This is a genomic window from Bacteroidia bacterium (genome assembly GCA_016218155.1).
Classification (GTDB): domain Bacteria; phylum Bacteroidota; class Bacteroidia; order Bacteroidales; family GWA2-32-17; genus GWA2-32-17.
The window spans coordinates 13,779-40,266 of record JACREQ010000076.1 but is presented as its reverse complement, the minus strand read 5'-3'; the positions used below and the strand labels follow the sequence as shown (position 1 = coordinate 40,266).

Here is a 26,488-nt window from a genome sequence, read left to right as displayed (position 1 = left end):
AAAATGGGAGCAAATAAATTTACATATAAGGAATTTTTGAAGCTTTTTAATATTTCAAAGCATCAATTTATTCTAAAAACAAAGTCATTTGTTTATTTTATTCCCATAAATGGCTATAACTCATTTAATGAAAATGGTTTTGTAGCTCATAACGAAACCAATGGCAGTATTGAAATTTTATCATATTCTGATATAATAGAAGTTACGGTTGACAGTAAAAAATACCTTTATTAAAACTTTTTTTATTAAATATTTACTAACAATCGTTTTTTAATTAAAAATAACCTATTTTTGACAAAATTTTTAATCATTTAAATTAACAAGGTAATTATGAACATTTTTGTTGGAAGTCTTCCCTTTAGCGTAAAGGAAACTGAATTAAAAGAATTTTTTGAAGAATACGGTGAAGTAACATCTGTAAAGATTATTACTGACAAATTCTCAGGAAGAAGCAAAGGTTTTGGGTTTATTGAAATGTCAGATGACGAATCAGCTCAAAAAGCTATTAATGAATTAAACGGAGCTGAAATCGGTGGCCGTAAAATTGTTGTAAATAAAGCTGAAGAGAAAAAAGAAGGCAGCCGTCCACCAAGAGGTGACTATAGAGGCGGTAATGGCGGCGGTGGCCAAAGAGGCGGCGGTGGCTATAACAGAGAAGGTGGAAACCGTAGATTTTAATCTTTAAGAAAATTTATTTTTCAATATAAATTAACCTCACCGGAAACGGTGGGGTTTTCTTGTTTATTATAAACTGTAACGTATAAACTGTCAAAATAATTCATTGGTTGTTAATTTAACACTAAAAGATTAGTATAAACTAAAGCAAATCATTTACAATTATGTAAATTTGTATAGAATAATACTTTTGGCAATGAAACTATTTATATCATTTTTAATAGCTGTTTTAATTCTTGTTGTTTTTACTAAAACAGGGTTTTCACAAAAATCATATCATACTGATTCAATAGATGTATTACATTATGATATTCATTTAGATATTTCAGATATTGCCAGTCAGAATATTGGTGGGCATACTGAGCTAATAATAAAACCAAAATATAATAATCTGCATAAAGTTCAATTAGATTTGTTATCATTTTTTATTGATTCAGTAATGGTTAATGGAAATAAGCAAATTTATTGGGATTATGATGACACATTACTTTCAATACCACTTACGCAGATAGCAAATGTTTCAGATACTTTAACTGTAGTTGTTTATTATTATGGACATCCTCAGGAGGATCCTGGAGCAAGTCATTGGGGTGGTTTTAAATTCACATCACATTCTGCTTATAATCTCGGGGTAGGATTTGAAGCTATACCACATAATTTTGGAAGATGCTGGTTCCCGTGCAATGATAATTTTACCGATAGGGCAACTTATGATTTCAGAATTATAGTTCAGGCTACATCGGGTCATGTTGCAGTTTGTAATGGAACATTGTTAGGAAAAGACACTAATTGTGTATGTACAGGTAAAAGCGAGTTTCATTGGAAATTGTCCAATGAAATACCCACTTATTTAGCATCTGTTGCAGTTGATGATTATGTGTTATTGCCTGATACATTTAATGGTATGCTTGGAGCAATTCCAATCCAGATTTGGGTAAGACAACAAGATTCTTTAAAAGCAGTTAATTCTTTTTTAAATCTTGGAAATATTCTTTCACTTTTTGAAAATAAATTTGGACCATATCGTTGGGAAAGGATAGGTTATGTGGGAGTTGATTTTAATTCAGGAGCAATGGAACATGCAACTTCTGTTGCATATCCAAATTTCTGTATAACCGGCAATAATGCATATGAAGAACTATATACGCATGAGCTTGCACACTCCTGGTTTGGTAATTTAATAACGTGCAATACAGCTCAGGATATGTGGATAAATGAGGGCTGGGCAACATTTTCTGAAATGGTTTATGAAGAAGCGTTCTTTGGTAAAAATACTTTTCTTCTTAACAAAAGAGCGAAATTAAATAAAGTACTTAGATATAACCAGATTGAAGAAGGTGGTTACGTAACATTAAACCAGGTTCCGGATAGTATTACATACGGATCCTCATCTTATGATAAAGGTAGTTTGGTTGTACAGTCTTTAAGGTCGCATATGGGTGATAGTTTGTTCTATGTTTGCGTAAAAGCAATGCTTGACTCTTTTAAGTTTAAAGATATAAATTCGCAACAGATGAGTAACTACTTAAGTGCAAGGTCTGGCATGGATTTGAGTGGATTCTTTAACAGCTGGGTTTTTAGTTCTGGATTTCCTCATTTTTCTGTAGATTCTTTTTCTGTTGTACCAAATGCTTTAAACTATGATGTTACTGTTTATTCCCGAGAAAAATTGAGAGGACGTACAACTTATTCTGACGGAAACAGATTAGAAGTTACTTTTATGGATAGCTTATGGAATAAAACATCAAGAATTGTTGAAATTTCGGGTGGTATTGGCTCTGCAACTTTTACCATTCCATTTAGTCCTGTTTGTGCTTTTATGGATTTATATGAGAAAACAGATGATGCAACAAGTGATTTATATCAAACAATAAAAACAATAGGTACATTTAATTTCGATCAAACATATTTTGGCGGAACTGTGTCAGTTGTTACCGATTCCGCTTTTGTTCGTGCAGAGCATAATTGGGTTGCACCCGACAATTTTAAAAACCCTATTCCCGGAATTATTATTTCTAGAGAAAGATATTGGAAAATAGATGGTATTTTTCCACATAATTTTGTAATGCGTGGAAGGTTTTTTTATAACAAAACAACAAGCTCGGGTAATGGATATCTTGACATACAATTAATGACTAATGCAGCCGATTCGTTGGTTTTATTATATCGTGGAGGAGCGTGGGATGACTGGAAAATTATTCAAAGTACCAGAACTGGTAACATTAATTCCGGATTTATGTTTACAGATAGCCTTAAACCTGGAGAATATACACTTGGAATGAGAAACTGGCAGCTATATCAAAGTACAGGAAGTCTTTATATGGATTCAAATAATGAGATTAGAATTATTCCTAACCCTGCAAGCCAGACCTGTACTATAAAGTATGATTTTAAATCAGGTGATGAATTAAAAGTTATTGATGTACGTGGAAACATTATTAATTCGAAAAGTTCATTTAATTCTGAGAAAGAAATACAACTGGCAATTTCAAATTATAATCCCGGACTTTACTTTGTTCAGATTAGTTCAAAAAAAGGGAAGAGTATTACAGGTAGAATGGTTGTCGAATAATTAGTGCATTAACTTAAAAACTAATTCTTTTAAAAGCTCTGCAGGTTCTGTTTTTCCAGAATCAACACCTTTAGATTTTAAATCAAATTGTCTTATAATACTTATGTTTTGAACTGCTTTTTGTATAGAATAATGTTTTGCAGCTTTTGAATATTCATCAATAAAAAATGGGTTAACCCCCATTGCAGGTGCAAGAACTTCTCGTGATTTATTTGGTGTGGAGTGAAAAATTAAAATCCTAACAAAGTAGTCAAATAACGTTTTAATTGTAACTTGAATAGGATTATCATTTATGTTTTTTCCGAAATGATTTACAATTCTGTTTGCCTTTAATACTTCCTTAAATCCAACAGCTTTCTGTAATTCAAAATTGTTATATTCTTTACTTATTCCTATATATTTTTCAACATAATCTGAAGTGATTGTTTTTACTTCTTTAGGTAATACAATAAGAAGTTTATCTATTTCATTGGCTATTTTACATAAATCACTTCCCAGACTTTCTGCTATTAAATTAGATGCAGTAGGATCTATTCTTAATTGTTTTTGCGAAACATAGCCCGAAATCCATTCAGGTAATTTGTTATCATAAAGTTTTTTGCTATCTAATATTACTCCGTTTTTTTCAAGAAGTTTATAAAGTTTACGGTTTTTTTCAAGCGACTTATATTTTAAATTAATTACCAGTATTGTCGATTTTGGTGGATTCTCGGCATATAATAAAAACGGATTTATTTTTTTACTTTTCCCTGGTCCGTCGCTTCCATCAATTCCTTTTATGTTTTGAGCTTCCTTAATTATAACAACCTGATAATTTGCCATCATTGGAAATCTTTTGGAAGTTGTTATAACAGTTCCTAAATCAATGTCCTTACCGTAAAGTACAGTTTGGTTAAATGAGCGTTCGGCTTCAGTAAGTACATTGTTTGCAATATAATCGGTAACCTTATCAATATAATAGGCTTCGTCGCCCATTAAATAATAAATAGGTTTGTAAATCTTGTTGTTAAGTTCTTTTATTATTTGCTCGTAAGTCATAATTAAAATCCGTCATCAAAACGAAGATGTTTAACAGAACGCCCGTCATTTCTGATTTCTTTTAAAGCATCGATACCAATTCTTATATGATCTTCAACAAATTTTTCTGTTACTTTCTGATCGCTTTCTGCAGTTTTTACACCAGTAGAAATCATTGGCTGGTCGGAAACAAGAAGTAATGCACCGGATGGAATTCCATTAGCAAAACCTACAACAAAAATTGTAGCTGTTTCCATATCTATTGCCATTGCTCTGGTTTTTTCAAGATATTTTTTAAACCTGTCATCGTGTTCCCAAACTCTTTTGTTTGTTGTAAACACTGTGCCGGTCCAGTAATCACGTTTGTGGTCACGTATTGCCGATGAAACTGCACGTTGCAACGAGAACGCAGGTAATGCAGGAATTTCGGGTGGTAAATAATCGTTTGAGGTTCCTTCACTTCTTATTGCTGCTATTGGTAATATAAGATCACCTAATTCATTTTTCTTTTTTATTCCACCGCATTTTCCTAGAAACAAAACAGCTTTAGGAGCAATAGCACCAAGTAAATCCATTACTGTTGCAGCATTTGGACTACCCATTCCAAAATTTATAATTGTAATACCATCAGCACTTGCATTTGGCATTGCTTTGGTTAAACCAACTACAGGAACATCATGCCATTTGGCAAATAATTCAACATAAAGCTGAAAATTGGTAAGAAGAATAAGTTCTCCAAATTCGTTTAATGGTCTTCCGGTATATCGGGGAAGCCAGTTTGCAATAATTTCTTCTTTGGTTTTCATTTAATTTTCTTTTTGCAAAAGTAAGAATTATTATAAAAGCTACATTAAAGTTATTCTATATGATTTCAGAAAATATTTATCTGTATTTTTGTTATATTTAATATTCAATAAAATTGACATTATTATTTCATGACAATCCTGAATTTTCCTACATATCCTTTAAACATTAGGAAATTGCAACAAAAATTACAGGTTTTTGATCGTCTGAGAAAAAAATTTGTTGCATTAACTCCCGAGGAATGGGTTCGTCAGCATTTGGTTTGGTATCTTATCGAAGATTTAAAATTTCCCGAAGGGTTAATAAAACTTGAACATTCTTTTAGTGTAAATAATAATTCTGTAAGAAGCGACCTGGTGGTTTTTTCTAGCGAGGGAATTCCACTATTACTGGCAGAATGTAAGGCTCCTACAGTTAAAATCGGAAATGAGACTTTGCTTCAGGCTGGAAGATATAATATTGTTACTCGAACAAAAATTTTGTTAGTTACTAATGGTTTGTCGCATCTGTGTTGTAATGTGAATTTCGAAAATGGTCAAATTACTTTTATTAAGAAAATTCCTGATTTTAAGTCGATTTGATTTTGTTGCAAAAGAACATTTTTTTTTATTGGTTGAACTTTACTACCTTAGCACGTTTTCATTTCAGAAATGTCAGGCAAGCAAAGAAAATACGGCTTTCTTCTTTACCCGTTATCATTACTTTATGGGTTTATAGTAGGTTTTCGCAATTTACTATTTGATATTAACGTACTTAGAACACGTGAGTTTTCAATTCCAATAATAAGTATTGGCAATATTACAGTTGGTGGTACAGGCAAAACACCTCATGTTGAATACATGGCTGGTTTATTAAAATACGAATTTCAGATTGCTACTTTAAGTCGTGGTTATAAGCGCAAAACTAAGGGTTATAGAGAAGTAAGTATTGATTCAACAACCAAAGAAGCCGGCGATGAACCATTGCAGATTAAAAATAATCATCCCGAAATTACCGTAGTAGTTGATGAGAGCAGGGTTGATGGAATTCAGAAATTAGTTGCCGATAAAGAAAAAAATATACAGGTTGTATTATTGGACGATGCGTTTCAACACCGTTATGTAAAACCAGGTATGTCAATTTTATTAATTGATTATAACCGACCGTTGCATACAGATCATCTTCTGCCTTATGGAAATTTGCGTGAAGGCGAACATCATAAAATTCGTGCAAATATTATTATTGTAACAAAAATGCCTTGCGAAATAAAGCCAATAGAAAGACGAATTTTAGAAAAGGATTTGCAATTGTTTCCTTATCAAACTCTTTATTTTACAACAATTAAATATAAAAATCCGGTTACTCTTTTTCCCGGGAAAACATTAGCAACAAATTATAGTTTTACAAAGAACAAGTATAGTGTTTTATTGGTTACAGGAATAGCAAGTCCGGTTGATTTAATTAATCACATAAAACGTTTTTCTTCATCAGTTATCCATTTAAGATTTAACGATCATCATGTGTTTAATAAAAAGGATATTATTAAAATTTCAGAAGCCTTTAATAGTATTCAGGATGAAAATAAAATAATAATAACTACCGAGAAAGATTCTTTGAGATTAAGAGAAACTCAAAACAGTAAAATTTTAGAAGAATTACCTGCATTTTATATTCCCATAGAAATTGATTTTCTTTACGGTGATAAAAACAGATTTAATAAACAAATTACAGAATATGTTAGAAAAAATAAACCAGTCAGCTCAATTTATTCAGGGAAAAGTAGATAGCATACCCGAAGTTGGAATTATTTTAGGCACCGGATTAGGTGGTTTAGTTCGCGAAATTGAAATATCTTACGTTTTAGAATATCAGAATATTCCTAATTTTCCTGTTTCAACTGTTGAGGGGCATCAGGGAAAATTGATTTTCGGAACACTATCCGGAAAAAAAGTTGTTGCAATGCAGGGTCGTTTTCATTATTATGAAGGTTATAATATGCAGGAAGTTACATTCCCTGTTCGAGTAATGAAAAAATTAGGAATCAAAAATTTAATTGTTTCTAATGCGAGCGGTGGTGTAAACCCTGATTTTGAAATAGGTGATTTAATGATAATTAATGATCATATTAACCTAATTCCAAATCCGCTTATTGGTAAACATAATCCTGAATTCGGAGCTCGTTTTCCAGATATGAGCGAGACTTATGACTTAAATCTTATTGCAAAAGCTGAAGCAATTGCCAAAAGAAATAATATTAAAGTTCAAAAAGGTGTTTATACTGGTGTTACCGGTCCAACTTTAGAAACACTTGCAGAATATAAATATTTCAGAGTGATTGGAAGTGATGCAGTAGGAATGTCAACTGTACCCGAAGTTATTGTTGCTCATCAAATGGGAATACCTTGTTTTGCAATTTCAATAATTACCGATTTGGGTGTTCCGGGTAAAATAGTAAAAGTAACCCATGCAGATGTTCAGAATGTTGCCGAAAAAGCTGAGCCATTAATGACTTTAATAATTAAAGAATTAATTTCTGAATTATAATTTCTGAAAAAATTATTGCCCTGACTTTATGTTTAGTCAGGGCATTTTTTATTTAATAATTTTAACATTATATATTCCTTATTACTGTTATAAAGCATAACTTTGCAGAAATTTTTTTAGTTGAAAGACCTTACTGTAGGGAAGGAGAGTTCCCTGATTCTGCAATTTGCTTGGCCTATGTTGTTGGGAAATGCTTTCCAGCAGCTTTATAACATTGTTGATAGTATAATTGTTGGAAATTATTTAGGTAAAGAAGCTCTAGCTGCTGTTGGTGCCTCATCACCAATTGTATTTACTCTTATTTCGCTTATTATTGGTTTATCAATGGGATTTGCCATTATTATTTCGCAATATTTTGGTGCGAAAGATATTAATATGGTAAAACGTGCGATTGATACCATGAATATTTTCTTATTCTTTGCTTCAATAATCATTACAACTATAGGTATATTTTTGGCAGAGCCGATATTGAAGATGATTAATACGCCTGCAGATATTTTACCACAGGCAGCACTATACTTAAAAATTTATATGGGAGGGCTTACTTTTATATTTGGATATAATGGAGTTGCTTCAATATTAAGGGGTTTAGGTGATTCAAAAACGCCATTATATTTTCTTGTTATTTCAACAGTACTTAATATTATTTTAGTTTTGTTATTTGTTGTAGTATTTAAATGGGGAATATCCGGTGCTGCTATAGCTACTTTGATAGCACAGGGTTTTGCATTTATATCTTCTGTTTTTTATTTAAATAAGACTCATAAAATAATTAGATTCTCATTTTTTAATTTAATTTTTGATAAATATATTTTTAAGAAAAGTTTACTAATTGGATTACCTTCTGGATTTCAGATGACTTTTGTTTCTTTAGGAATGATAGCACTTTTAAGTATTGTAAATACATTTGGGACTAATGTTATTGCAGCCTATTCGGTTGCGATTAGAATTGATTCTTTTGCAAGTCTTCCTGCAATGACATTGGCAGGCGCACTGTCATCTTTTGTTGGTCAGAATATTGGAGCAGGAAAAACAGATAGGGTAAAAAAAGGATATATTGCAACATTAAAAATGAATCTGATAATTACAATTGTTCTTACATCTGTAATTGTAATTCTACCCGGATGGTTAATGAAAGCATTTACTCCTGATATTGATATAATAGGTATTGGTAAAGAATATTTATACATTGTTAGCGCATTTTATATAGTTTATACTACAATGTTTATAAACATGGGAGTTATGCGTGGTGCAGGAGATACAATAATTCCAATGCTTATTACTTTATTTTCTTTATGGCTAATAAGAATTCCGTTAGCCTGGGTTATGTCTAAATATTTCGGGTATCATGGTATTTGGTGGGCAATACCAATGGCATGGTTTTCTGGTATGATTTTGTCATATATTTATTACAAAACAGGTAAGTGGAAAAATAAATCAATTGTAAAGTCAAAACCTATTGCTGTTTCAGAAGCCTAATTTTATTACCTTTGACAATGATTTTCTACAATATGAATAGAAAAATTATTATAGTATTTGGTTTAACATTTTTTAGTTCAATAGTTTATTGTCAGAATGCAATTGACATTACTAAAAAAATGTTTGATAAGTCAAAAGCGGTTAAAACTTTATCATTTAAAATTACTTCAAAAGAAAGATTTGGAAAAGATTACAATATTGTTGAAGCATATTTTAAAAAGCAGGTTAGTCCTGTAAAGATTTATTATAAGCAATTAAAACCTCCAACAAATGCTGAGGTTTTAATAAATGAAAAGTATAATAAAAAAGCACTGGTTAATCCCGAAGCATTTCCATGGATTAATGTAGAACTTGATCCAATGGGTAAAACATTAAGGGCTGGTCAACATCATACTATTTACGAAGCAGGCTTTGATTATTTTATTCAGATATTAAGTTATTTATACGAAAAAAATAAAGATTCAATTAATAACCTGGCTACTTATAAAGGTGTTGTAACTATTGATGGTATTGCTTGTTATAAGGTTGAGTTAAGTAATCCTTCTTTTAAAATTATTTCATATAAAGTAAAAGAAAATACAACAGTAACAATGCTTGCTAAAAAACTTCATATAGCCGATTATCACATAATTGAAAGAAATTCAAAATATACAGATTACCAGGATATTGTACCTGTGGGGACTATTGTTAATGTTCCAACAGATTATGCGAAGAAATTAACATTGCTAATTGATAAATCAACCTTTCTTCCAATTTTCATGGAGGTTTATGACGACAAGGGGCTTTTTGAGCAGTATCGTTTTTCTGAGGTAAAAATAAATCCGCCCTTTACAGAAGCGGATTTTAATGAAAACAATAAAAATTACGGTTTTAAATAACTTAAGGCACTTTAAGTACTTCTTTTTATAATCTGTTTTCTACTACCTTCCAATCAACTATTTTAAAGAATGCCTCAACATAATCAGGACGACGATTCTGATAATCTAAATAGTAAGCATGTTCCCAAACATCACATGTTAATAAAGGTTTTAAACCTTCTCTAATCGGACAAGCTGCGTTTGAAGTTTGAACAATATCTAATTTTCCATCAGACTTTACAACTAACCATGCCCAACCAGAACCAAATAAAGTAACAGCAGCTTTAGAAAATTTTTCTTTGAATTCTGCAAACGAGCCAAAACTTTCATTAATTAAACTTGCAATTTTGCCTGTAGGTTCACCACCTCCATTTTGAGAAAATGCTTCGAAATAAAATGTATGATTCCAGATTTGAGCTGCATTATTAAAAATTCCACCCTCAGACTCTTTAACAATAGTCTCTAAATCAGAGTTTTCAAATTTTGTTTCTTTAATCAGGTTGTTTAAGTTATTTACATATGCCTGATGATGTTTGCCATAATGGAATTCTAAAGTTTGCTTGCTAATTATTGGCGACAAGGCATTTAAATCAAATTTTAATGCAGGAAGTTGATGTACCATAGTTTAAATTTTAAAATGTTATATAATGTAAAATTAATAAATTATTTCTGTTTAGAGTTCTTTAAAAGTCTTGTCGTTTTCTTTTGGTGTAAAAATTGTATTTTTACGGGTGAATAATAAAATTCAACACTTTGCTTAAGTTATTCAAACGTACGTCTGAAACCGATGAAGAACTCATCGAACAATACCGAAAGACTAAAAATTCGGAAATAGTCGGGCGTTTGTTTGAACGACATGCTACATTTGTGTTTTCTGTAAGCTTAAAATATTTGCGTGATAAAGAAAAAGCACGCGATGTAACAATGTTGGTTTTTGAAAAGTTGTTAGAGGCATTGCTTAAATTTGAAGTAAAATATTTTAAAGCATGGTTGCATATGATTACAAAAAATCAATGCTTAATGTATTTGCGGTCAGAAAAAACAAAATTTAAAAACTCTAACCGATTTATAAATGATGAAAAATCATTTATGGAAAATGAAACTGTTTTGCATCATGACGAAAAAGACGAAACAGAAATAAATCTTTCAAAACTTCCAGAAGCAATGAAAACCCTACCAGATAAACAACGAACCTGCATTGATCTTTTTTATATTCAGGATAAAAGCTATGTTGAGGTTGCTGAGATTACAGGTTATTCATTAAATGAAGTGAAGAGTTTTATACAAAATGGAAAACGAAATTTAAAAATTTACTTAACAAATACTCATGCTCAGTAAATCTAACATATCGTTTAATGTTTCTGCTTGTCCCGAAGAACAAATTTTAAGGGATTACCAGAAAGGGGTTCTTTCAAAGGAGCAAAACAGAGTTGTTGAGAACCATCTTGCCGATTGTGAAATGTGCTCTGATTATATCGAAGGTTTTGCTTTACTTTCAAATGAAAACGAACTTGAAAATGAAGCACAATTGATAGTAGCTAAAATTTATAACAAATCTTCAAAAAAAAATAAAATCTGGCTTTATGCTACTGCTGCATCATTGTTTTTAGCTGTTGCATTTACTACACTAATACTTTTATTGCCAAATAAAAATAATTTTGTTGCTGATAAAACAGTAACAAATTTGCCAAAAGAAGAAAAACCTGAAACTGGTGCAAAACAGTTGGAAAATTTAGGTTGGACTAAAGATGCAACAGAAACATCAGGAAAAAATCTGCCCGAAAAACAAATTGCCGAAAAGAATAATATTGATTCAAGAGTAACAAATGTATCTGCTATCTCTGATGAAGTTGTCGATATTGTTACAGTACAGGAGGAGATAAAACTGGCTGAAGAGGATAATTCTGTATTGGCAAATCAAAATATAGTTAGTGAAGTTGATAAAGTAAGTGTATTAAAAGATCAGGAACAGCAGCAAGTGAAAAGTCCGGGTTACTTTGACAGAGCAAAAGAGTCGGCTTCTGATGAGAAAAAGCTTGAAAAAGAAGGTGATTTACAAGTATTGCAATCAAAATCAAATAAAAAAGCAAAGGAAGATCTGGCTGGCTATAAAAAAGAAGAATCTAAGTCTGTTGTTGCAGGAGCTACTTTTTCATTACAAACTTCTTCACCGGCAGCAACAGGAGAAAGTACAATTACAACAACGGCAGGATTAACTGATTTAAGTAAAAATAGTGATGTGCTGGTTTCAGACCTGGATAAGGCAAATGATTTTTTAAATACAGACAAACCAGATTCTGCAGTAGTTTATGCGTTACGAGGTGTAACTTCTGTTAACGATAATATTAAATGGAAATCAAAACTTTGTTTGGCTAAAGCATATATTGCAAAAGGAGAAAAAGATAAAGCAGTTGCAATATTAAAAGAAATCAGGTCAAAAGCAAGTTATCGCATTTCAAAAGATGCAGATGCTGAGCTTGAAAAGCTTGGTAATTAGTTTTGTGTTCCGATACTTTTCCAATTTTTATCAACCATTCAAAATTCTAAAACGTATTTCACTACTTTTACAGCCATATAAAAAATATTATGGCCGACATTTCATTATTAAAGTCAGTAGCGGCACAAGTTCGTCGCGATATAGTCAGAATGGTTCATGCAGTACAATCTGGTCACCCCGGAGGCTCACTAGGTTGTGCCGATTTTATTACAGCTCTTTATTTTGAAACAATGAAGATTAATCCCCAGAATTTCAAAATAAATGAATCTGACGAGGATTTGTTTTTTCTTTCAAATGGACATATATCGCCGGTGTGGTATAGTGTATTAGCTCATAGAGGGTATTTTCCTGTTAGTGAACTTGCAACATTTCGCAAACTAAACACAAGACTTCAGGGACATCCAACACCTGCAGAGCATATACCGGGTGTAAGAATGGCAAGTGGTTCCTTAGGTCAGGGTTTATCAGTTGCTTGTGGCGCTGCATTAGCAAAAAAAATGAATAAGGATAATCATCTTGTTTATAGTTTACATGGTGATGGAGAGTTGCAGGAAGGGCAGATATGGGAAGCAGCAATGTTTGCAGCAGCAAAGGGTATTGACAATCTTATTTCAACTGTCGATTTTAATGGCAAACAAATTGATGGACCAACAGAAAAAGTTCTTTCACTTGGAAATTTAAATGCAAAGTGGGAAAGTTTTGGATGGATAGTTTTAGAAATGAATGGTAACGATATGGAAAATGTAGTAACTGTTTTAGAAAAAGCTAAAGCAAATACTGGAAAGGGTAAACCTGTCGTTATTATAATGAAAACAGAAATGGGTATGGGAGTTGATTTTATGATGGGAACACATAAATGGCATGGAAATGCTCCAAACAACGAGCAGTGTGAAAAAGCTCTTGCGCAACTTCCTGTAACATTAGGCGACTATTAAAATGAAATTTGTTAAAGTATATATTGTTTTTTTTCTTTTTACACTCGTTGTAAAATTATCGTTTGCTCAGCAAACCGATCAGACAATTTCATTAACGAGGATACTTTTTGTTTTTGATGCTTCACAAAGCATGTTAGCAAAATGGGAAACCGACAGCAAAATTAATGTTGCAAAGAAAATGTTAAGTAGTTTGATTGATAGCTTATCTACTGTTGATAATTTAGAAGTAGCATTAAGAGTATACGGACATCAATATTCAGTGCCTCCACAAAGATGCGATGACACAAGACTGGAAGTACCCTTCGGGAAAAATAATTTTGATAAAATTAAAGGAGTAATAAACAAATTACAGCCTCAGGGAACAACTCCAATTGCCCGTTCATTAGAAAGTGCTGCTCTTGATTTTCCAAAAAGCACAAAGAGTAGAAATATTATTATTTTGATTACAGATGGTATTGAAGCTTGTGATGGAGATCCTTGTGCTGTTTCACTCGCATTGCAAAAGCAAGGTGTTATGTTAAAGCCTTTTGTTATTGGAGTTGGTTTGGACATAGAATTTAAAAAGACATTTGAATGTGTGGGGCAATATTTTGATGCAGCAAACGAAACTCAATTTAAAGAAGTTCTGGGAATTGTTATTTCACAAGCACTAAACAATACCAGTCTGCAGGTTAATTTGCTCGATAAAAGTGGTAATCCTACGGAAACAGATGTTAATATGACATTCTACGACAGGCAAAACGGCAAGATGAAATATAATTATATTCACACACTTAATAACCGTGGTGTTCCAGATACTCTTATATTGGATCAGTTGCCTACATATCGTTTAGTTGCACATACTATTCCTCCGGTATTTATTGACAGCATTAAATTAACCCCTGGCAAACATACTGTTGTTGCAGCAGATGCTCCTCAGGGATATTTAATTGTTAAAGCTAACAACCAGCAATATAAAGAACTTGATTTCATTGTTCGCCAGAAAGGAAAAATGAACACAATTAATGTGCAAAATGTTAATTCTACTGAGAAATATATAGTCGGAAATTATGATATTGAAGTTTTAACACTTCCAAGGTTGTTAATTAATGATATTGATATAGCTCAAAGTCATACAACAACAGTTAGAATTCCTGATCCTGGTATGGTTACTTTTATGATGGATGCTATTGGATATGGAAGTGTTTATTTAGAAAAAGATAACAAATTAGAGTGGGTTGTTAATCTCGACAATGAAGCAGTAAAGCAAACCTACACATTACTTCCGGGTAACTATCAGGTATCGTGGAGAGCAAAAAATGTTAAACGTTCAATATCATCTATAAACAAGAATTTTAAAATAACAAGTGGTAGCTCAATACCGCTTTATATCAAATAAAACATTATGCAGAAATATATTGCAAAAGAAAAAAAAGATACTCGTTCAGGATTTGGTGAAGGTATTTTAGAGCTTGGAAGAAAAAATAAAAATGTTGTTGCTCTTTGTGCCGATTTAATTGGATCGTTAAAGCTGGATGCTTTTGTAGCAGAGTTTCCTGAAAGGTTTATTCAGTGTGGTATTGCCGAAGCAAATATGATTAGCGTTGCTGCCGGATTAACAATTGGCAATAAGATTCCATTTGCTACTTCTTTTGCAAATTTTGCTACCGGAAGAGTTTATGACCAGATCCGACAAAGTGTAGCTTACTCAAATAAAAATGTAAAAATTTGCGCTTCTCATGCAGGTTTAACATTAGGCGAAGATGGCGCAACTCATCAGATCATGGAAGATATTGGATTAATGAAAATGCTTCCGAATATGACTGTTATAAATACATGCGATTTTAACCAGACCAAAGCTGCAACAATTGCTATTGGCGATTTTGTTGGTCCGGTTTATTTGCGTTTTGGCCGACCATCAGTTCCAATATTTACAAGTACTGATCAGATATTTGAAATTGGAAAAGCAATAGTTTTTGAAGAGGGAAAAGATGTGTCAATATTTGCAACAGGACATATGGTTTGGAAGGCTCTTGAGGCAAAAGAAATATTGGAAGCAAAAGGAATTTCTGCCGAAATAATAAATATCCATACAATAAAACCATTGGATGAAAAAGCTGTTTTGAAATCTGTTTTAAAAACCAGGTGTGTTGTTACAGCTGAAGAACATTTCAGAAATGGTGGCCTAGGAGATAGTATTGCTCAGTTTCTGGCATTAAACTTACCTGTAAATATTGAAATGGTTGCAGTAAACGATAAATTCGGTGAAAGTGGTACCCCAGATCAGTTAATGGATAAATTTGGATTAAATACTGCTGCAATTGTTGATTCTGCTCAAAAAGTAATTGCTCGCAAAAACGCTTAATCATTTCTTATTAAATGGCAGAGCGCGACGATAATGATATTCTGAAAGATTTTGGAAATCCGGCTCTGAGTAATGCTGCATTTAATGAGATTATTCAAAAATATAAAGTCAGACTTTATTGGCATGTACGTAAAATGGTTATCGACCATGATGATACTGACGATATACTTCAAAATGCTTTTATAAAAATATGGAAAGGACTACCTAATTTTCAGGGAGATTCTAAACTTTTTACTTGGCTATACAGAATTGCAACAAATGAATGTCTTACATTTTTAAAGAATAAAAATAAAAGGTTTTTTGTTCAGGTTGATGATTCGAATAATGATTTTACTGCAAAACTGGAATCTGATCCATATTTTGATGGTGATAAAGCGCAAATAAAACTTCAGCAAGCAATTCATCAATTGCCGGATAAGCAAAAATTAGTGTTTAATATGAGATATTTTGAAGAAATGAGTTACGAAGATATTTCAGCTGCATTAGGCACTTCAGAAGGCGCATTAAAAGCATCATATCATTTTGCAGTAAAGAAAATCGAAGAATTTTTAAAAACCGATTAAACTTTTTTAACTAAAGATTGTCAAAGCAACCGTTATGACCCAAAACACAGAAAATAAAGAACTTTTCAATAAAGAAAACCCATTTAAAGTTCCTGAGGGATACTTTGAAAACTTTGCTGAAAGAGTTATGCAGCAGATTGATAGCGAAACCAGGCTTGCTCCGAAGGTTACAATGTGGAATACATGGAAAGGCAGAGTTGCAGTTGCTGCTTCTGTATTAATAGTATCTATATCAAGCATAGGCATTTATCAATATACACAAAAACCACAAATTAATAATATAAATATTGCTGAAACCGCAAAAGTTACAATAACTGCTGACACCTCAGACGCAGAGCTTTCTTTTGTTGATGAAAATCAGATAGTGGACGTAATAACAACTAATAATTTTACTGAAATTAAAGTTGAAGGCGATGATATTATTGATTATCTTGTTGATGATGATGTGGATATGAATTTGATTGCAGAAGCATATTAAAATTAAAAATTATGAAGAAAATAATATTAATTCTATCAGTAATAGCTTTCTTTTATAATAATTCTTTTGCACAATGCGATGAGCAATGCAAGAAAAAAGAACAGATAAAAGCTCAGAAAGTTAGTTTTATAACTGAAAAATTACAGTTAACTGTTGAAGAAGCTCAGCAATTCTGGCCAATTTATAACGAAAAAAATAAAAAATCAGAAGAGATTGATAAAGAGGAAAAATCTATAATGCAAAATTATAAGAAAAACAAAGAAACTCTTAGTAATAAAGATATTGAAGCACTTTCTGATAAACTTATTGAGCTTGAGGTAGCGTCATCAAAATTAGATGCAGATTATTATGTAAAATTTAAAAAAGTTCTTCCAATTACAAAAATAATGGAGCTAAACCATGCTGAACGCCAGTTTAAACACGAACTTTTAAAACAATTAAAAGGCTGCTCACCAACTAAAGAGTAGCAAGTTATTCTTCTTTTGGCATGGTATTTACTACTTTTGAAAAAAAATTACCCATGCTTTTTAAAATATTTTTAGTTATATCTTTAATATTTAGCACTTTTTTGCTTTCTGCGCAAGAAGATTATTTTACAAATCAAGCTCTTCGCTACGATAACTTTATTTATAAAGAAAGTATTAAAACTCCTTTAACATTCAGGCAGAGTTTTGAGTTATCATATCCTTTTGTTGAACTTAATGCCACAGATACAATTGCTATAACATTTGATGAAGTTGCCGATAATATTGGTAATTATTCATATTACTTAATTCATTGTAACAGCAATTGGCAACCTTCGCAGCTTTCAGTTACAGATTATATCGATGGTTTTTCGGAAAATCCTATTACTGAATACAAACAATCATTTAATACATTTTGTAATTATATTCATTATAAAATTTCGTTTCCAAATGACAATGTAAAACTTAAGGCATCGGGAAATTATTTACTTATTGTTTATGAAGACGGTGATAAAGAAAAACTCGTTTTAACCCGTAGATTTTTTGTTGTTGAGAGTAAAACTGAAATTGAAGCATCGATTAAAAGAGCCACTCAGATTGATTTAATGAAAAGTCATCAGGAGGTTGATTTTACATTACGGAATGGATTTAACTGCAACGATCCTTTTCAGGATATAAAAGTTGTTGTTAGTCAGAATTACAGATGGGATAATGCAATTACCGATTTAAAACCTCTTTTTGTTAAAGATAACGAGTTAATTTATAATTATGAGGATGGTAATCTTTTTCAAGGTGGTAGCGAATTTAGATGGATTGATGCAAAAAGTGTAAGATATCAGACTGAGCGGGTACAATACATAAATTTCGAAAAACCATATTATCATTTTTATTTGTTACCTGATGAAAAAAGAACATTTAAAATTTATTTTCAATGGCAGGATTTAAACGGAAAGTTCTTAGTCAAAAATTCATTGGGAATTGATAGTGATATTGAAGCAGATTATGTTTATGCAACTTTTTCTTTACCATATGAAGCACCAATGGTTGATGGTAATATGTATGTTTTTGGTGCGCTTAGCGACTGGCGTTGCTCAAAAAGTAATATGATGATTTACAACTACGAGAAGAAAGCCTATCAGCTTACAATGTTTTTAAAGCAGGGATTTTACGATTATCAATATGCATATATGAAAGATGGTTCAAAAGAAGCTGATTTAGGCTTTATCGAAGGAAATCATTATGAAACTGAAAACGATTATCTGATATTTGTTTATTGGCATGATATGACATCAAAATACGATAGATTAACAGGAATAAAAGTTATTAATTCAGTTACACAAAAATAATTTAAAGAAAAATGAGCATTAAGGGCACATTGTTATTTATTTTTATTTATCATATTATTGTGTCTAATGTTTTAGCTCAGAAATCCGACGAACTTTTAAGAATTGATAGTTTTGGAACAAACCCAGGTAATATATGTATGTTTTTGTATCAGAATAAAACTGTAAATGATACTTTGTTAAAACCATTGGTTGTTGTGTTGCATGGCTGTAGTCAGACTGCTAAGGATGTTGGAGAATTGACAGGCTGGAATAAACTGTCAGATATTAACGATTTTATGGTTATGTATCCTCAGCAAAAGTTTTCGAACAATCCTAATTCTTGTTTTAACTGGTTTAGGGGAAGCGATGTTAATAAAGGAAAAGGTGAGGGCGAATCGGTTTTTCAAATGATAACTTATATGATTGAGCATTATCCGATAGATAAAAATAGAATTTTTATAACAGGACTTTCAGCAGGAGCTGCAATGAGTGTCGCTTTGATGGCAACACATCCTCAGACATTTTCGGCAGGAGCAATATTTGCTGGAGGTGCTTATAAAATAGTGACAAATCAGGCGGCTTCGTTTAATGCAATGATTGGGAATAAAGACATTACTTGTTATGAACTTGCAAAAAGAGTTGTAATGCAAAATGTAGATTATAAAGGAAAATATCCCAAAATGATTATTTATCAAGGATTAAGTGATCCAATTGTTAACCACAGAAATGCGCGATTAATTATAAACCAGTGGACAACAGTTTGTGGAGCAGATACTTTTCCTGATAAAACTGATACTTGTTTTAAAAACATTTCTGATATAACTCGTTATTCTTTTTTGGATAAAAAGAGTGATACATGTGTATTGTATTATGAAATTAAACATTTGGGTCATAGGTTGCTGATTAAACCCGGTGAAAGCAATGAAGAAGGAGGAAAAACAGGATTGTTTGGAGTAGATAAGGGATACCATTCAACATATCAGACTGCAATAGATTTCGGATTAATAAAATAAGTTTATAATTTTACCATAACCAATTAAACTAAAATGCTGTAATTTTGATATTTTAAAATAATGATGAAATTCAGATATTTAATATTTATAAGTTTATTTTTAGTGTTGGCTACTTCGTGTGCTACTTATCAGAATTCTGGTAGCTCAAGAAATTTAAATGTGTCATTTATTTATAATCCGAGTAGCACTAATATACATCCCGAATATGTTGTTTTTAATGAAAGCGATACAATAACGAAAGTATATATTAAAATTAAAAGCAGCGAATTGATGTATGCTCCTAACGAAAAAACTACTCAGGCAAATGTTAGAATAAAATATTTACTATATAGTTCTGCAAAAACCTTAACATTATGCGATAGTGCAACAATTTATTATCATATTAAGCATCCTGATAAAGCTACTGATATAATTAAAGCTATTGATATTAAAGTAAAAGATACAATCTCCTACTTCGTTGATTTAACCGTGTATGATGTTAATCAGGATAGGGGAAATCAAAAATTCCTTACAATTGAACGGGGTAAACGTATTAACAAAAACGATGCATTGTTTACTGATTTAAATGATGTTCCATATTTTTCGCCATTAAGAACCGATACAGATACTTTTAAAGTTGTACTTAGAAACAAAATGACAACTAAATGGAAAGTTTCATGGTTTAGTAATAAGTTTGTTTTAAGACCTTCACCTTATTCTTTGGGTAATTTTAATAAATTTATACCTCCAAAACCAGATTCAACAAGAACTATATGGATTACTGATACGTCAAAGTTTGTAATGAAAGGTGAAGGGATAATGCATTTTTATCAGGATACACTTGATTTTGGATTTTCTGCAATAAGATTATTTCCTTCTTTCCCGGAAGTTACAACGCCTGGACAGTTGTTGCAACCATTAAAAATGCTAACAACTCAAAAGGAATTTAACGACATGAATTTGCTTGCTAACAAAAAAGAATCGGCAGATAAATTCTGGCTGGATGCAGGTGGAAATATTAACCGTGCTCGTGAACTCATAAGGGTTTATTATACTAGGGTAATGTTGGCAAACTTGTATTTTTCGAGTTATACCGATGGTTGGAAAACAGACAGAGGGCTTATTTACATAATTTTTGGTTTACCTGTAACAATATATAAATCAGAAAATGTTGAGCGTTGGATATATGGTACAACACAGAGCAATAAAACTCTTGTTTTTAATTTTATGCGCAATGACAACCCTTTTACAAACAACGATTATATTTTGAACAGGGATGAAATGTATAAGATATCGTGGACACAGGCTGTTGATACTTGGAGAAATGGAAGAGTGTTTTCTGTAGCATACTAACAAATTACAAAAACAATAAATTTAACATAATGTCAGAAAGAAGTAAAAGTTCAATATACGGAATACATGCAATTATTGAGGCAATCCGCTCCGGAAAAGAAATCGAGAAATTATTTCTAAGTAAGCAGGCAAGTGGTGAGTTATTTAAAGAACTTTTTGCACTTGCTCGCGAGAGTAATATTCCTACTCAGTTTGTTCCAAACGAAAAGTTGAATAGGATGACTTCAAAAGTACATCAGGGAGCTATTGCCTATACTTCAGAAATAACATTTTACAAAATTGAACAGATTTTACCGGGAATTTATGAAAAAGGAGAGACTCCTTTACTTTTAATTCTAGACAGTATAACTGATGTGAGAAATTTTGGTGCTATTGTCAGAACTGCTGAGTGTGCCGGTGTTCATGCAATTATTATTCCTGTAAAAGGTGCAGCTACTATTAATGCCGATGCAGTAAAAACCTCTGCAGGCGCTTTGCACACTGTTCCAATTTGTCGCGAAAAATCTATTAACCAAACTATAACTTACTTAAAGCAAAGTGGGGTGCAGATTATTGCTGCAACAGAGAAAGTTGATAAGATTTATTATAACGCTGATTTTGTTCTTCCTACTGCAATAATTATGGGTTCTGAGGATGAAGGAATACAATCTTCAATTTTAGTACTTGCCGATAACGCTGTAAAAATTCCTTTAGCAGGAAGTATTGCTTCTTTAAATGTTTCTGTGGCAACAGGTGTTTTACTTTTTGAAGTGGTAAAGCAAAGGAATAGTTAATTTATTCTTGTAATTTGTATTAGCCACTCTGAGGCTTACTAAGAGTATAATGAAAGAGTCTCAATCAAGTCCTTTGACTCTAATGATGACTTTATGATGAAAGTGTGTTAATCAAGCTTTAATACTGCAAGGAATGCTGATTGTGGAACTTCTACAGTACCTATCTGACGCATTCTCTTTTTTCCTTTTTTCTGTTTTTCTAACAACTTGCGTTTACGGGAAATATCACCGCCATAACATTTAGCAGTAACATCTTTTCTCATTGCACTTATTGTTTCTCTTGCAATAATTTTTGATCCGATTGCTGCTTGTATAGCAACTTCGTATTGTTGACGGGGAATTAATTCTTTTAACTTTTCGCACATGCGACGACCAAAAGGGTAAGCATTGTCAAAATGAATTAATGTTGAAAGAGCATCAACCTGCTCACCATTTAAAAGTATATCAAGTTTTACAAGTTTAGCCTGTTTGTATTCGGTAGGGTGGTAGTCAAATGAAGCATATCCTTTTGAAATACTTTTTAGCTTATCATAAAAATCGAATACAATTTCTGCAAGAGGCATTTCAAAATTGATCTCAACTCTGTCTGTTGTTAAATATGTCTGACTAAGTAATACCCCACGTTTGTCGATGCATAAATTCATAATTGCACCAACATATTCTGTTTTTGTAATTACCTGAGCTTTTATATATGGTTCTTCAATAAAATCAATTAAGGTAGGAGCCGGTAAGCCAGATGGATTGTGAACATCTAGCTTTTCGCCCTTTGTTGTAACAACTTTGTATGAAACGTTAGGAACTGTTGTTATTACGTCCATGTCAAACTCTCTGTCCAGACGTTCCTGTACAATTTCCATGTGTAATAATCCAAGGAATCCGCCTCTGAATCCGAAACCTAAAGCAGCAGATGACTCGGGAATAAATGTTAGCGAGGCATCATTTAACTGAAGTTTTTCAAGAGATGCTCTTAATTCTTCGTAATCGTCGGCATCTACAGGGTAAATACCTGCAAAAACCATAGATTTTACATTCTCGAATCCGGCAACTGCACTATCGCAAGGGTTTTCAACATGTGTAATTGTGTCACCAACTTTTACTTCTTTAGCACTTTTTATTCCTGAAATAATATAGCCCACATCGCCTGCGCTAATCATATCTCTTGGGCTTAATTTTAATTTTAAGACTCCTATTTCATCAGCATGATAATCGTGCTCGGTGTTAACAAATTTAACGTGTTCTCCTTTTTTTAAAGTACCATTTAAAATTCTGAAATAAGCAATAATTCCGCGGAATGAATTAAATACAGAATCGAAAATAAGTGCCTGTAATGGTCCGTTTGGATCACCTTTAGGAGCAGGACATCTTTTTATTATAGCATTTAAAACATCCTGTATTCCTTTTCCTGTTCTGGCGCTTACTTCAATAATATCTTCGCGTTTACAACCGATTAAATCAATAATCTGGTCTTTAACTTCCTCGGGCATTGCTGATGCCATGTCCATTTTATTTAAAACCGGAATTACTTCAAGATTGTGATCAATTGCCTGATATAAATTTGAAATAGTTTGTGCCTGAATGCCTTGTGTTGCATCAACTACTAGTAATGCGCCTTCACATGACGCAATAGCGCGGGAAACTTCGTAACTGAAATCGACATGACCGGGAGTATCAATTAAATTTAAAATATAATTCTGTCCATTTTCTTTATAGCTCATTTGAATGGCATGGCTCTTTATGGTTATGCCACGCTCACGTTCAATGTCCATATCGTCGAGTACCTGTGCTTGTAAGTCCTTGCCAATAACAGTTCCTGTTTCTTCTAGTAAACGGTCGGCAAGTGTGCTTTTTCCATGATCGATGTGAGCTATAATGCAAAAATTACGAATATGTTTCATGTAAATTTAAATGCTTTTTAAAATGCAAAGATAATGTTTTGGATTGAAGAAAAAACCATCAAAAAAATATTTAGATAAACGACAGGAATACAGCACAATAAAGAGTGGTTGTTTAGATGTGATCATTATTACCTAATGTTATAGATTTGCTGGAAAAGAATATCTTTTGTAGGTTTGAGAAATATTTTTTATGTCAACAGGAAACGGATCATTAAAAGCTATATTTTTTGCACTGGGTGGAAATCTGGTTATTGCAATAATTAAATTTATAGTTGCATTTATTACAGCAAGTTCTGCCATGCTTGCCGAAGCAATACATTCTTTTGCCGACTGTACCAATCAGATTTTTTTATTAATCGGCAATAAGCGTTCTGCTAAACCGGCAACAGAGCAGCATCCATTTGGTTATGGAAAAGAAGAGTATTTCTGGGGTTTTATGGTTGCAATATTATTGTTTTTTGTTGGAGCAATATTTTCTGTTTATGAAGGAGTGCATAAATTATTTGCTCCCTCAGAAATTAATCATGTTTATTGGTCGTTTGGGGTTTTAATAGTTGCAATAATAATTGAAGCCAAATCTTTTCACGTTGCATATACCGAGTTTAACAAATTATTTAAAGGAGTAAGATTTGTTACAGCACTTAAAGAATCAACAGATACTAATTTATTTGTAATACTTGTTGAAGATTTTGCTGCTCTTGCAGGTTTAATAGTAGTTTTAATATCAACATTATTAGCCTGGCTTGTAAATCCTGTGTTTGATGCCATTGGAAGTGTTTTTGTGGGATTAATTTTAGCTACTGTTTCTGTGTTTTTAACAAATGAATTACGAAAACTTATTATTGGTGAAAATATTCCGCGTGATTTACGACATAAATTAAAAGCAAAAGTCGCCGAAAATAGCATAGTGAAACATGTTAATTGTATTAATGCAATGGTAATGGGTAGAGGTAGGTTCTTACTTATAATTTCTGTTGATGTTGAGAATAATGCTTCCGGACAGGAAATAGAATGTCAGTTAAATGAGATACGAAAAGATTTGTTGGCAATAAGCTCCAATATACTTTCAGTTTATATAGATGTTAGGGATTTAAACAGAAATACTCATTAATATTAGTAACATAAAAATAAAACACATGAGAAATATTCTTACATTAATTTTATTTATTTCTTCAATTTGTTTATATGCACAGCAGCCAAAAGAAGAAATTTCTGATACCGGAAAAGTTGTTACAATTATAACAAAATTTGATGAACCGAAAATGGCTTGTAAGGACGGATATTCAATTAATGGGTATATTGTTAATATTAGCTTTGAGCAGGCAAAAAAACTTGATGGAAAGAAAATTGAAATTACAGGATCATATATAATTGTTAAGGGACTTGAGAATGAGCCAAAAGAATATGATCAGAACGGAAATGAAATAATGATGCAGGGCAGGCTTGGTGACTCTAAGCACATTGAGATGCCCGTAATTAAGGTAATAGAGAAATAAGCATAAAAAGAATTCGAAAACTAACCAGTATGAAAAAAACAATTTTAATAATTCTGGCTATTTTAGCATCATTTGGTTTAGGTTTTTATTTAAATAAAATGATAACAAATAAACCAATTAACAACGTGAAAACGATACAGCCAGAGAAAAGTCTTAAAATGAAGAAAGTAACAGGTGTTGGAGGTATCTTTTTTAAGTGTAAAGATCCTGAGAAAATAAAGGAATGGTATAAAAAACATTTAGGTTTTAACACCGATCAGTACGGGACTAATTTTGAATGGAGACAGGGCGAAGATACAACTAAAAAGGGGTTTACACAATGGAGTCCTTTTGCCGAAAAAACAAAATATTTTGAGCCTTCAACAAAAGAGTTTATGATAAATTACAGAGTTGAAAATCTTGAAGCTCTTGTTGAGGAGCTAAAAAAGGATGGGGTTACAATTGTTGATTCAATAGAAGTATATGAATATGGTAAATTTATTCACATATTAGATATTGAAGGAAACAAAATTGAATTATGGGAACCCGAAGATATAGAATATGCAAAGATAACAGGTGGATTAACTAAATAATATAAAAACGTTATATTATCATACCGAGCTTATCTGGTTTATTGTTGCAGGATTGTATGTAGGTCAATTTGTTTTAGATATAAAAATTATTCATTGTTTTGTTTCTCGGTAAGGTATTTCCAGAAACGTTTTGGTAAAAGTTGCATATGAAGTTTCGGATTTATTCTCTCCTTTATACACATTGATTTAAAATAACTTTTCCATAGTTCCTGGAAGAGTTGTTCATCTTCTGCCATCATGCTTTTGTCTATTGTGCCTGTGTTTCGATTTATTGTGTTTTCAGTAAACCTGAATTCTGTCGAGTTTATTAAATCGTAATAAAATCCATAATTACGACGTGTATCATAAACAATCCATTTCTGATCGGCAAATCTGTTTTCGAAATGATTTATGGTTAAAGGTAAAACATTGTATTTTGGGTCGAATGAGGCATAATAAATTTCGTCAGTAGTTTTCTGGAATCTTGTAAACATTAGAACCCGCTGTGCTTCTCGGGTTACTTTTTTATCCATTTTAAGCATTTCGAGAATGTAATGATTGCCGAAATTTAATTCAATGTTTATCGGTGATTCAAATACTTCCCTTATGTAGTGTAAAATCATTAACTCTACATCGCATATTTCTGAAAGAAATGCATGGTATAACAATTGGCAACTACTATTTGAAATTTTCTTGTGTAGTCCGTTCCAGACCCTTTTTGCTTTTGTTTCATCTGTTATTACTTCATAGCTTTCGGGGAATATTGAAGGTTGATTATTTCTGTTTCCTTTAATAATATCTGGAAATATATTTAATTCATAACAATTAAACACAAGTGTAAGAAATCCTTCAAAACTATTATCGTAAATCCAGGTATTCATTCTATTGAAACATT

The 26,488-nt window shown here is 32.0% G+C and carries 28 protein-coding genes; 23 read left to right on the top strand and 5 right to left on the bottom strand.

Going from position 1 to position 26,488, the window contains the following annotated elements; all coding sequences use genetic code 11:
* The first annotated feature begins 3 nt into the window (after nt 1-3).
* From HY951_14090 to HY951_14080, 3 genes are all read left to right on the top strand, one after another.
* Nucleotides 4-234, top strand: coding sequence for a hypothetical protein (locus HY951_14090; GenBank protein ID MBI5541192.1), 231 nt, complete (start codon nt 4-6; stop codon nt 232-234).
* 96 nt (nt 235-330) lie between these two features.
* Nucleotides 331-678: an RNA-binding protein gene (locus HY951_14085; GenBank protein ID MBI5541191.1), complete on the top strand. Its 348-nt coding sequence runs from the start codon at nt 331-333 to the stop codon at nt 676-678.
* Between the two features lie 193 nt (nt 679-871).
* On the top strand, nt 872-3,247 hold the full coding sequence (locus HY951_14080) for a T9SS type A sorting domain-containing protein (protein MBI5541190.1): 2,376 nt from the start codon (nt 872-874) through the stop codon (nt 3,245-3,247).
* On the opposite strand, the gene holA is transcribed toward HY951_14080, so the two are convergent.
* Entirely contained in the window at nt 3,248-4,285 is a 1,038-nt protein-coding gene (holA, locus tag HY951_14075) for a DNA polymerase III subunit delta (GenBank protein ID MBI5541189.1), read from the bottom strand.
* 2 nt (nt 4,286-4,287) lie between these two features.
* Nucleotides 4,288-5,070 (bottom strand): AMP nucleosidase, encoded by a 783-nt coding sequence (locus tag HY951_14070; GenBank protein MBI5541188.1) that lies wholly within the window; start codon nt 5,068-5,070, stop codon nt 4,288-4,290.
* A 129-nt stretch (nt 5,071-5,199) separates the two neighbouring features.
* Here HY951_14070 and HY951_14065 point away from each other — a divergent pair, with 129 nt between their 5' ends.
* The 5 genes from HY951_14065 (at nt 5,200) to HY951_14045 (ending at nt 9,948) form a co-directional block, all read left to right on the top strand.
* Nucleotides 5,200-5,649, top strand: coding sequence for a type I restriction enzyme HsdR N-terminal domain-containing protein (locus tag HY951_14065; protein MBI5541187.1), 450 nt, complete (start codon nt 5,200-5,202; stop codon nt 5,647-5,649).
* 69 nt (nt 5,650-5,718) lie between these two features.
* Nucleotides 5,719-6,834 (top strand): tetraacyldisaccharide 4'-kinase, encoded by a 1,116-nt coding sequence (lpxK, locus tag HY951_14060; protein MBI5541186.1) that lies wholly within the window; start codon nt 5,719-5,721, stop codon nt 6,832-6,834.
* On the top strand, nt 6,782-7,591 hold the full coding sequence (locus HY951_14055; GenBank protein ID MBI5541185.1) for a purine-nucleoside phosphorylase: 810 nt from the start codon (nt 6,782-6,784) through the stop codon (nt 7,589-7,591). Before lpxK ends, HY951_14055 begins: the two co-directional genes overlap by 53 nt.
* A 120-nt stretch (nt 7,592-7,711) precedes the next feature.
* Nucleotides 7,712-9,070, top strand: a complete 1,359-nt coding sequence (locus HY951_14050) for an MATE family efflux transporter (GenBank protein ID MBI5541184.1) — start codon at nt 7,712-7,714, stop codon at nt 9,068-9,070.
* 32 nt (nt 9,071-9,102) lie between these two features.
* Nucleotides 9,103-9,948, top strand: a complete 846-nt coding sequence (locus tag HY951_14045) for a DUF1571 domain-containing protein (GenBank protein ID MBI5541183.1) — start codon at nt 9,103-9,105, stop codon at nt 9,946-9,948.
* A gap of 25 nt (nt 9,949-9,973) precedes the next feature.
* Here the strand turns inward: HY951_14045 and HY951_14040 are convergent, their stop codons facing one another.
* Nucleotides 9,974-10,549: a superoxide dismutase gene (locus tag HY951_14040; protein ID MBI5541182.1), complete on the bottom strand. Its 576-nt coding sequence runs from the start codon at nt 10,547-10,549 to the stop codon at nt 9,974-9,976.
* A 131-nt stretch (nt 10,550-10,680) separates the two neighbouring features.
* Between HY951_14040 and HY951_14035 the strand changes: the two genes are divergently transcribed.
* The 12 genes from HY951_14035 (at nt 10,681) to rlmB (ending at nt 21,651) form a co-directional block, all read left to right on the top strand.
* Nucleotides 10,681-11,265 (top strand): sigma-70 family RNA polymerase sigma factor, encoded by a 585-nt coding sequence (locus HY951_14035; protein MBI5541181.1) that lies wholly within the window; start codon nt 10,681-10,683, stop codon nt 11,263-11,265.
* Complete coding sequence (locus HY951_14030) at nt 11,255-12,424, top strand: hypothetical protein (protein ID MBI5541180.1); 1,170 nt, start codon at nt 11,255-11,257, stop codon at nt 12,422-12,424. Before HY951_14035 ends, HY951_14030 begins: the two co-directional genes overlap by 11 nt.
* Nucleotides 12,425-12,510: 86 nt before the next feature.
* Entirely contained in the window at nt 12,511-13,359 is an 849-nt protein-coding gene (locus tag HY951_14025) for a transketolase (GenBank protein MBI5541179.1), read from the top strand.
* A gap of 1 nt (nt 13,360) precedes the next feature.
* On the top strand, nt 13,361-14,737 hold the full coding sequence (locus tag HY951_14020; protein MBI5541178.1) for a VWA domain-containing protein: 1,377 nt from the start codon (nt 13,361-13,363) through the stop codon (nt 14,735-14,737).
* A 6-nt stretch (nt 14,738-14,743) separates the two neighbouring features.
* Complete coding sequence (locus HY951_14015; protein ID MBI5541177.1) at nt 14,744-15,703, top strand: transketolase family protein; 960 nt, start codon at nt 14,744-14,746, stop codon at nt 15,701-15,703.
* A 14-nt stretch (nt 15,704-15,717) separates the two neighbouring features.
* The gene (locus tag HY951_14010; GenBank protein MBI5541176.1) at nt 15,718-16,266 is read left to right on the top strand and encodes an RNA polymerase sigma factor; all 549 of its coding nucleotides are present in this window, start codon (nt 15,718-15,720) and stop codon (nt 16,264-16,266) included.
* 34 nt (nt 16,267-16,300) lie between these two features.
* On the top strand, nt 16,301-16,744 hold the full coding sequence (locus HY951_14005; protein MBI5541175.1) for a hypothetical protein: 444 nt from the start codon (nt 16,301-16,303) through the stop codon (nt 16,742-16,744).
* A gap of 11 nt (nt 16,745-16,755) precedes the next feature.
* Nucleotides 16,756-17,211 carry a hypothetical protein gene (locus tag HY951_14000; GenBank protein MBI5541174.1) on the top strand — a complete coding sequence of 152 codons (456 nt, stop codon included), beginning with the start codon at nt 16,756-16,758 and terminating at the stop codon, nt 17,209-17,211.
* A 53-nt stretch (nt 17,212-17,264) separates the two neighbouring features.
* Nucleotides 17,265-18,554 (top strand): DUF5103 domain-containing protein, encoded by a 1,290-nt coding sequence (locus tag HY951_13995; GenBank protein MBI5541173.1) that lies wholly within the window; start codon nt 17,265-17,267, stop codon nt 18,552-18,554.
* Between the two features lie 11 nt (nt 18,555-18,565).
* Nucleotides 18,566-19,546, top strand: coding sequence for a PHB depolymerase family esterase (locus HY951_13990; GenBank protein MBI5541172.1), 981 nt, complete (start codon nt 18,566-18,568; stop codon nt 19,544-19,546).
* Between the two features lie 60 nt (nt 19,547-19,606).
* A complete protein-coding gene (locus tag HY951_13985) occupies nt 19,607-20,878 on the top strand; it encodes a GWxTD domain-containing protein (protein ID MBI5541171.1) in 1,272 nt (423 codons plus the stop codon).
* A 29-nt stretch (nt 20,879-20,907) separates the two neighbouring features.
* Entirely contained in the window at nt 20,908-21,651 is a 744-nt protein-coding gene (gene rlmB / locus HY951_13980; protein ID MBI5541170.1) for a 23S rRNA (guanosine(2251)-2'-O)-methyltransferase RlmB, read from the top strand.
* Between the two features lie 107 nt (nt 21,652-21,758).
* On the opposite strand, the gene lepA is transcribed toward rlmB, so the two are convergent.
* On the bottom strand, nt 21,759-23,546 hold the full coding sequence (gene lepA, locus HY951_13975) for an elongation factor 4 (protein MBI5541169.1): 1,788 nt from the start codon (nt 23,544-23,546) through the stop codon (nt 21,759-21,761).
* 190 nt (nt 23,547-23,736) lie between these two features.
* On the opposite strand from lepA, the gene HY951_13970 reads away from it, so the two are divergent.
* From HY951_13970 to HY951_13960, 3 genes are all read left to right on the top strand, one after another.
* Nucleotides 23,737-24,657, top strand: a complete 921-nt coding sequence (locus tag HY951_13970; GenBank protein ID MBI5541168.1) for a cation transporter — start codon at nt 23,737-23,739, stop codon at nt 24,655-24,657.
* Between the two features lie 25 nt (nt 24,658-24,682).
* Entirely contained in the window at nt 24,683-25,042 is a 360-nt protein-coding gene (locus HY951_13965; GenBank protein MBI5541167.1) for a hypothetical protein, read from the top strand.
* 158 nt (nt 25,043-25,200) lie between these two features.
* Nucleotides 25,201-25,614: a VOC family protein gene (locus tag HY951_13960; GenBank protein ID MBI5541166.1), complete on the top strand. Its 414-nt coding sequence runs from the start codon at nt 25,201-25,203 to the stop codon at nt 25,612-25,614.
* A gap of 86 nt (nt 25,615-25,700) precedes the next feature.
* On the opposite strand, the gene HY951_13955 is transcribed toward HY951_13960, so the two are convergent.
* Nucleotides 25,701-26,474 carry a TIGR03915 family putative DNA repair protein gene (locus tag HY951_13955; GenBank protein MBI5541165.1) on the bottom strand — a complete coding sequence of 258 codons (774 nt, stop codon included), beginning with the start codon at nt 26,472-26,474 and terminating at the stop codon, nt 25,701-25,703.
* Nucleotides 26,475-26,488: the final 14 nt, after the last annotated feature.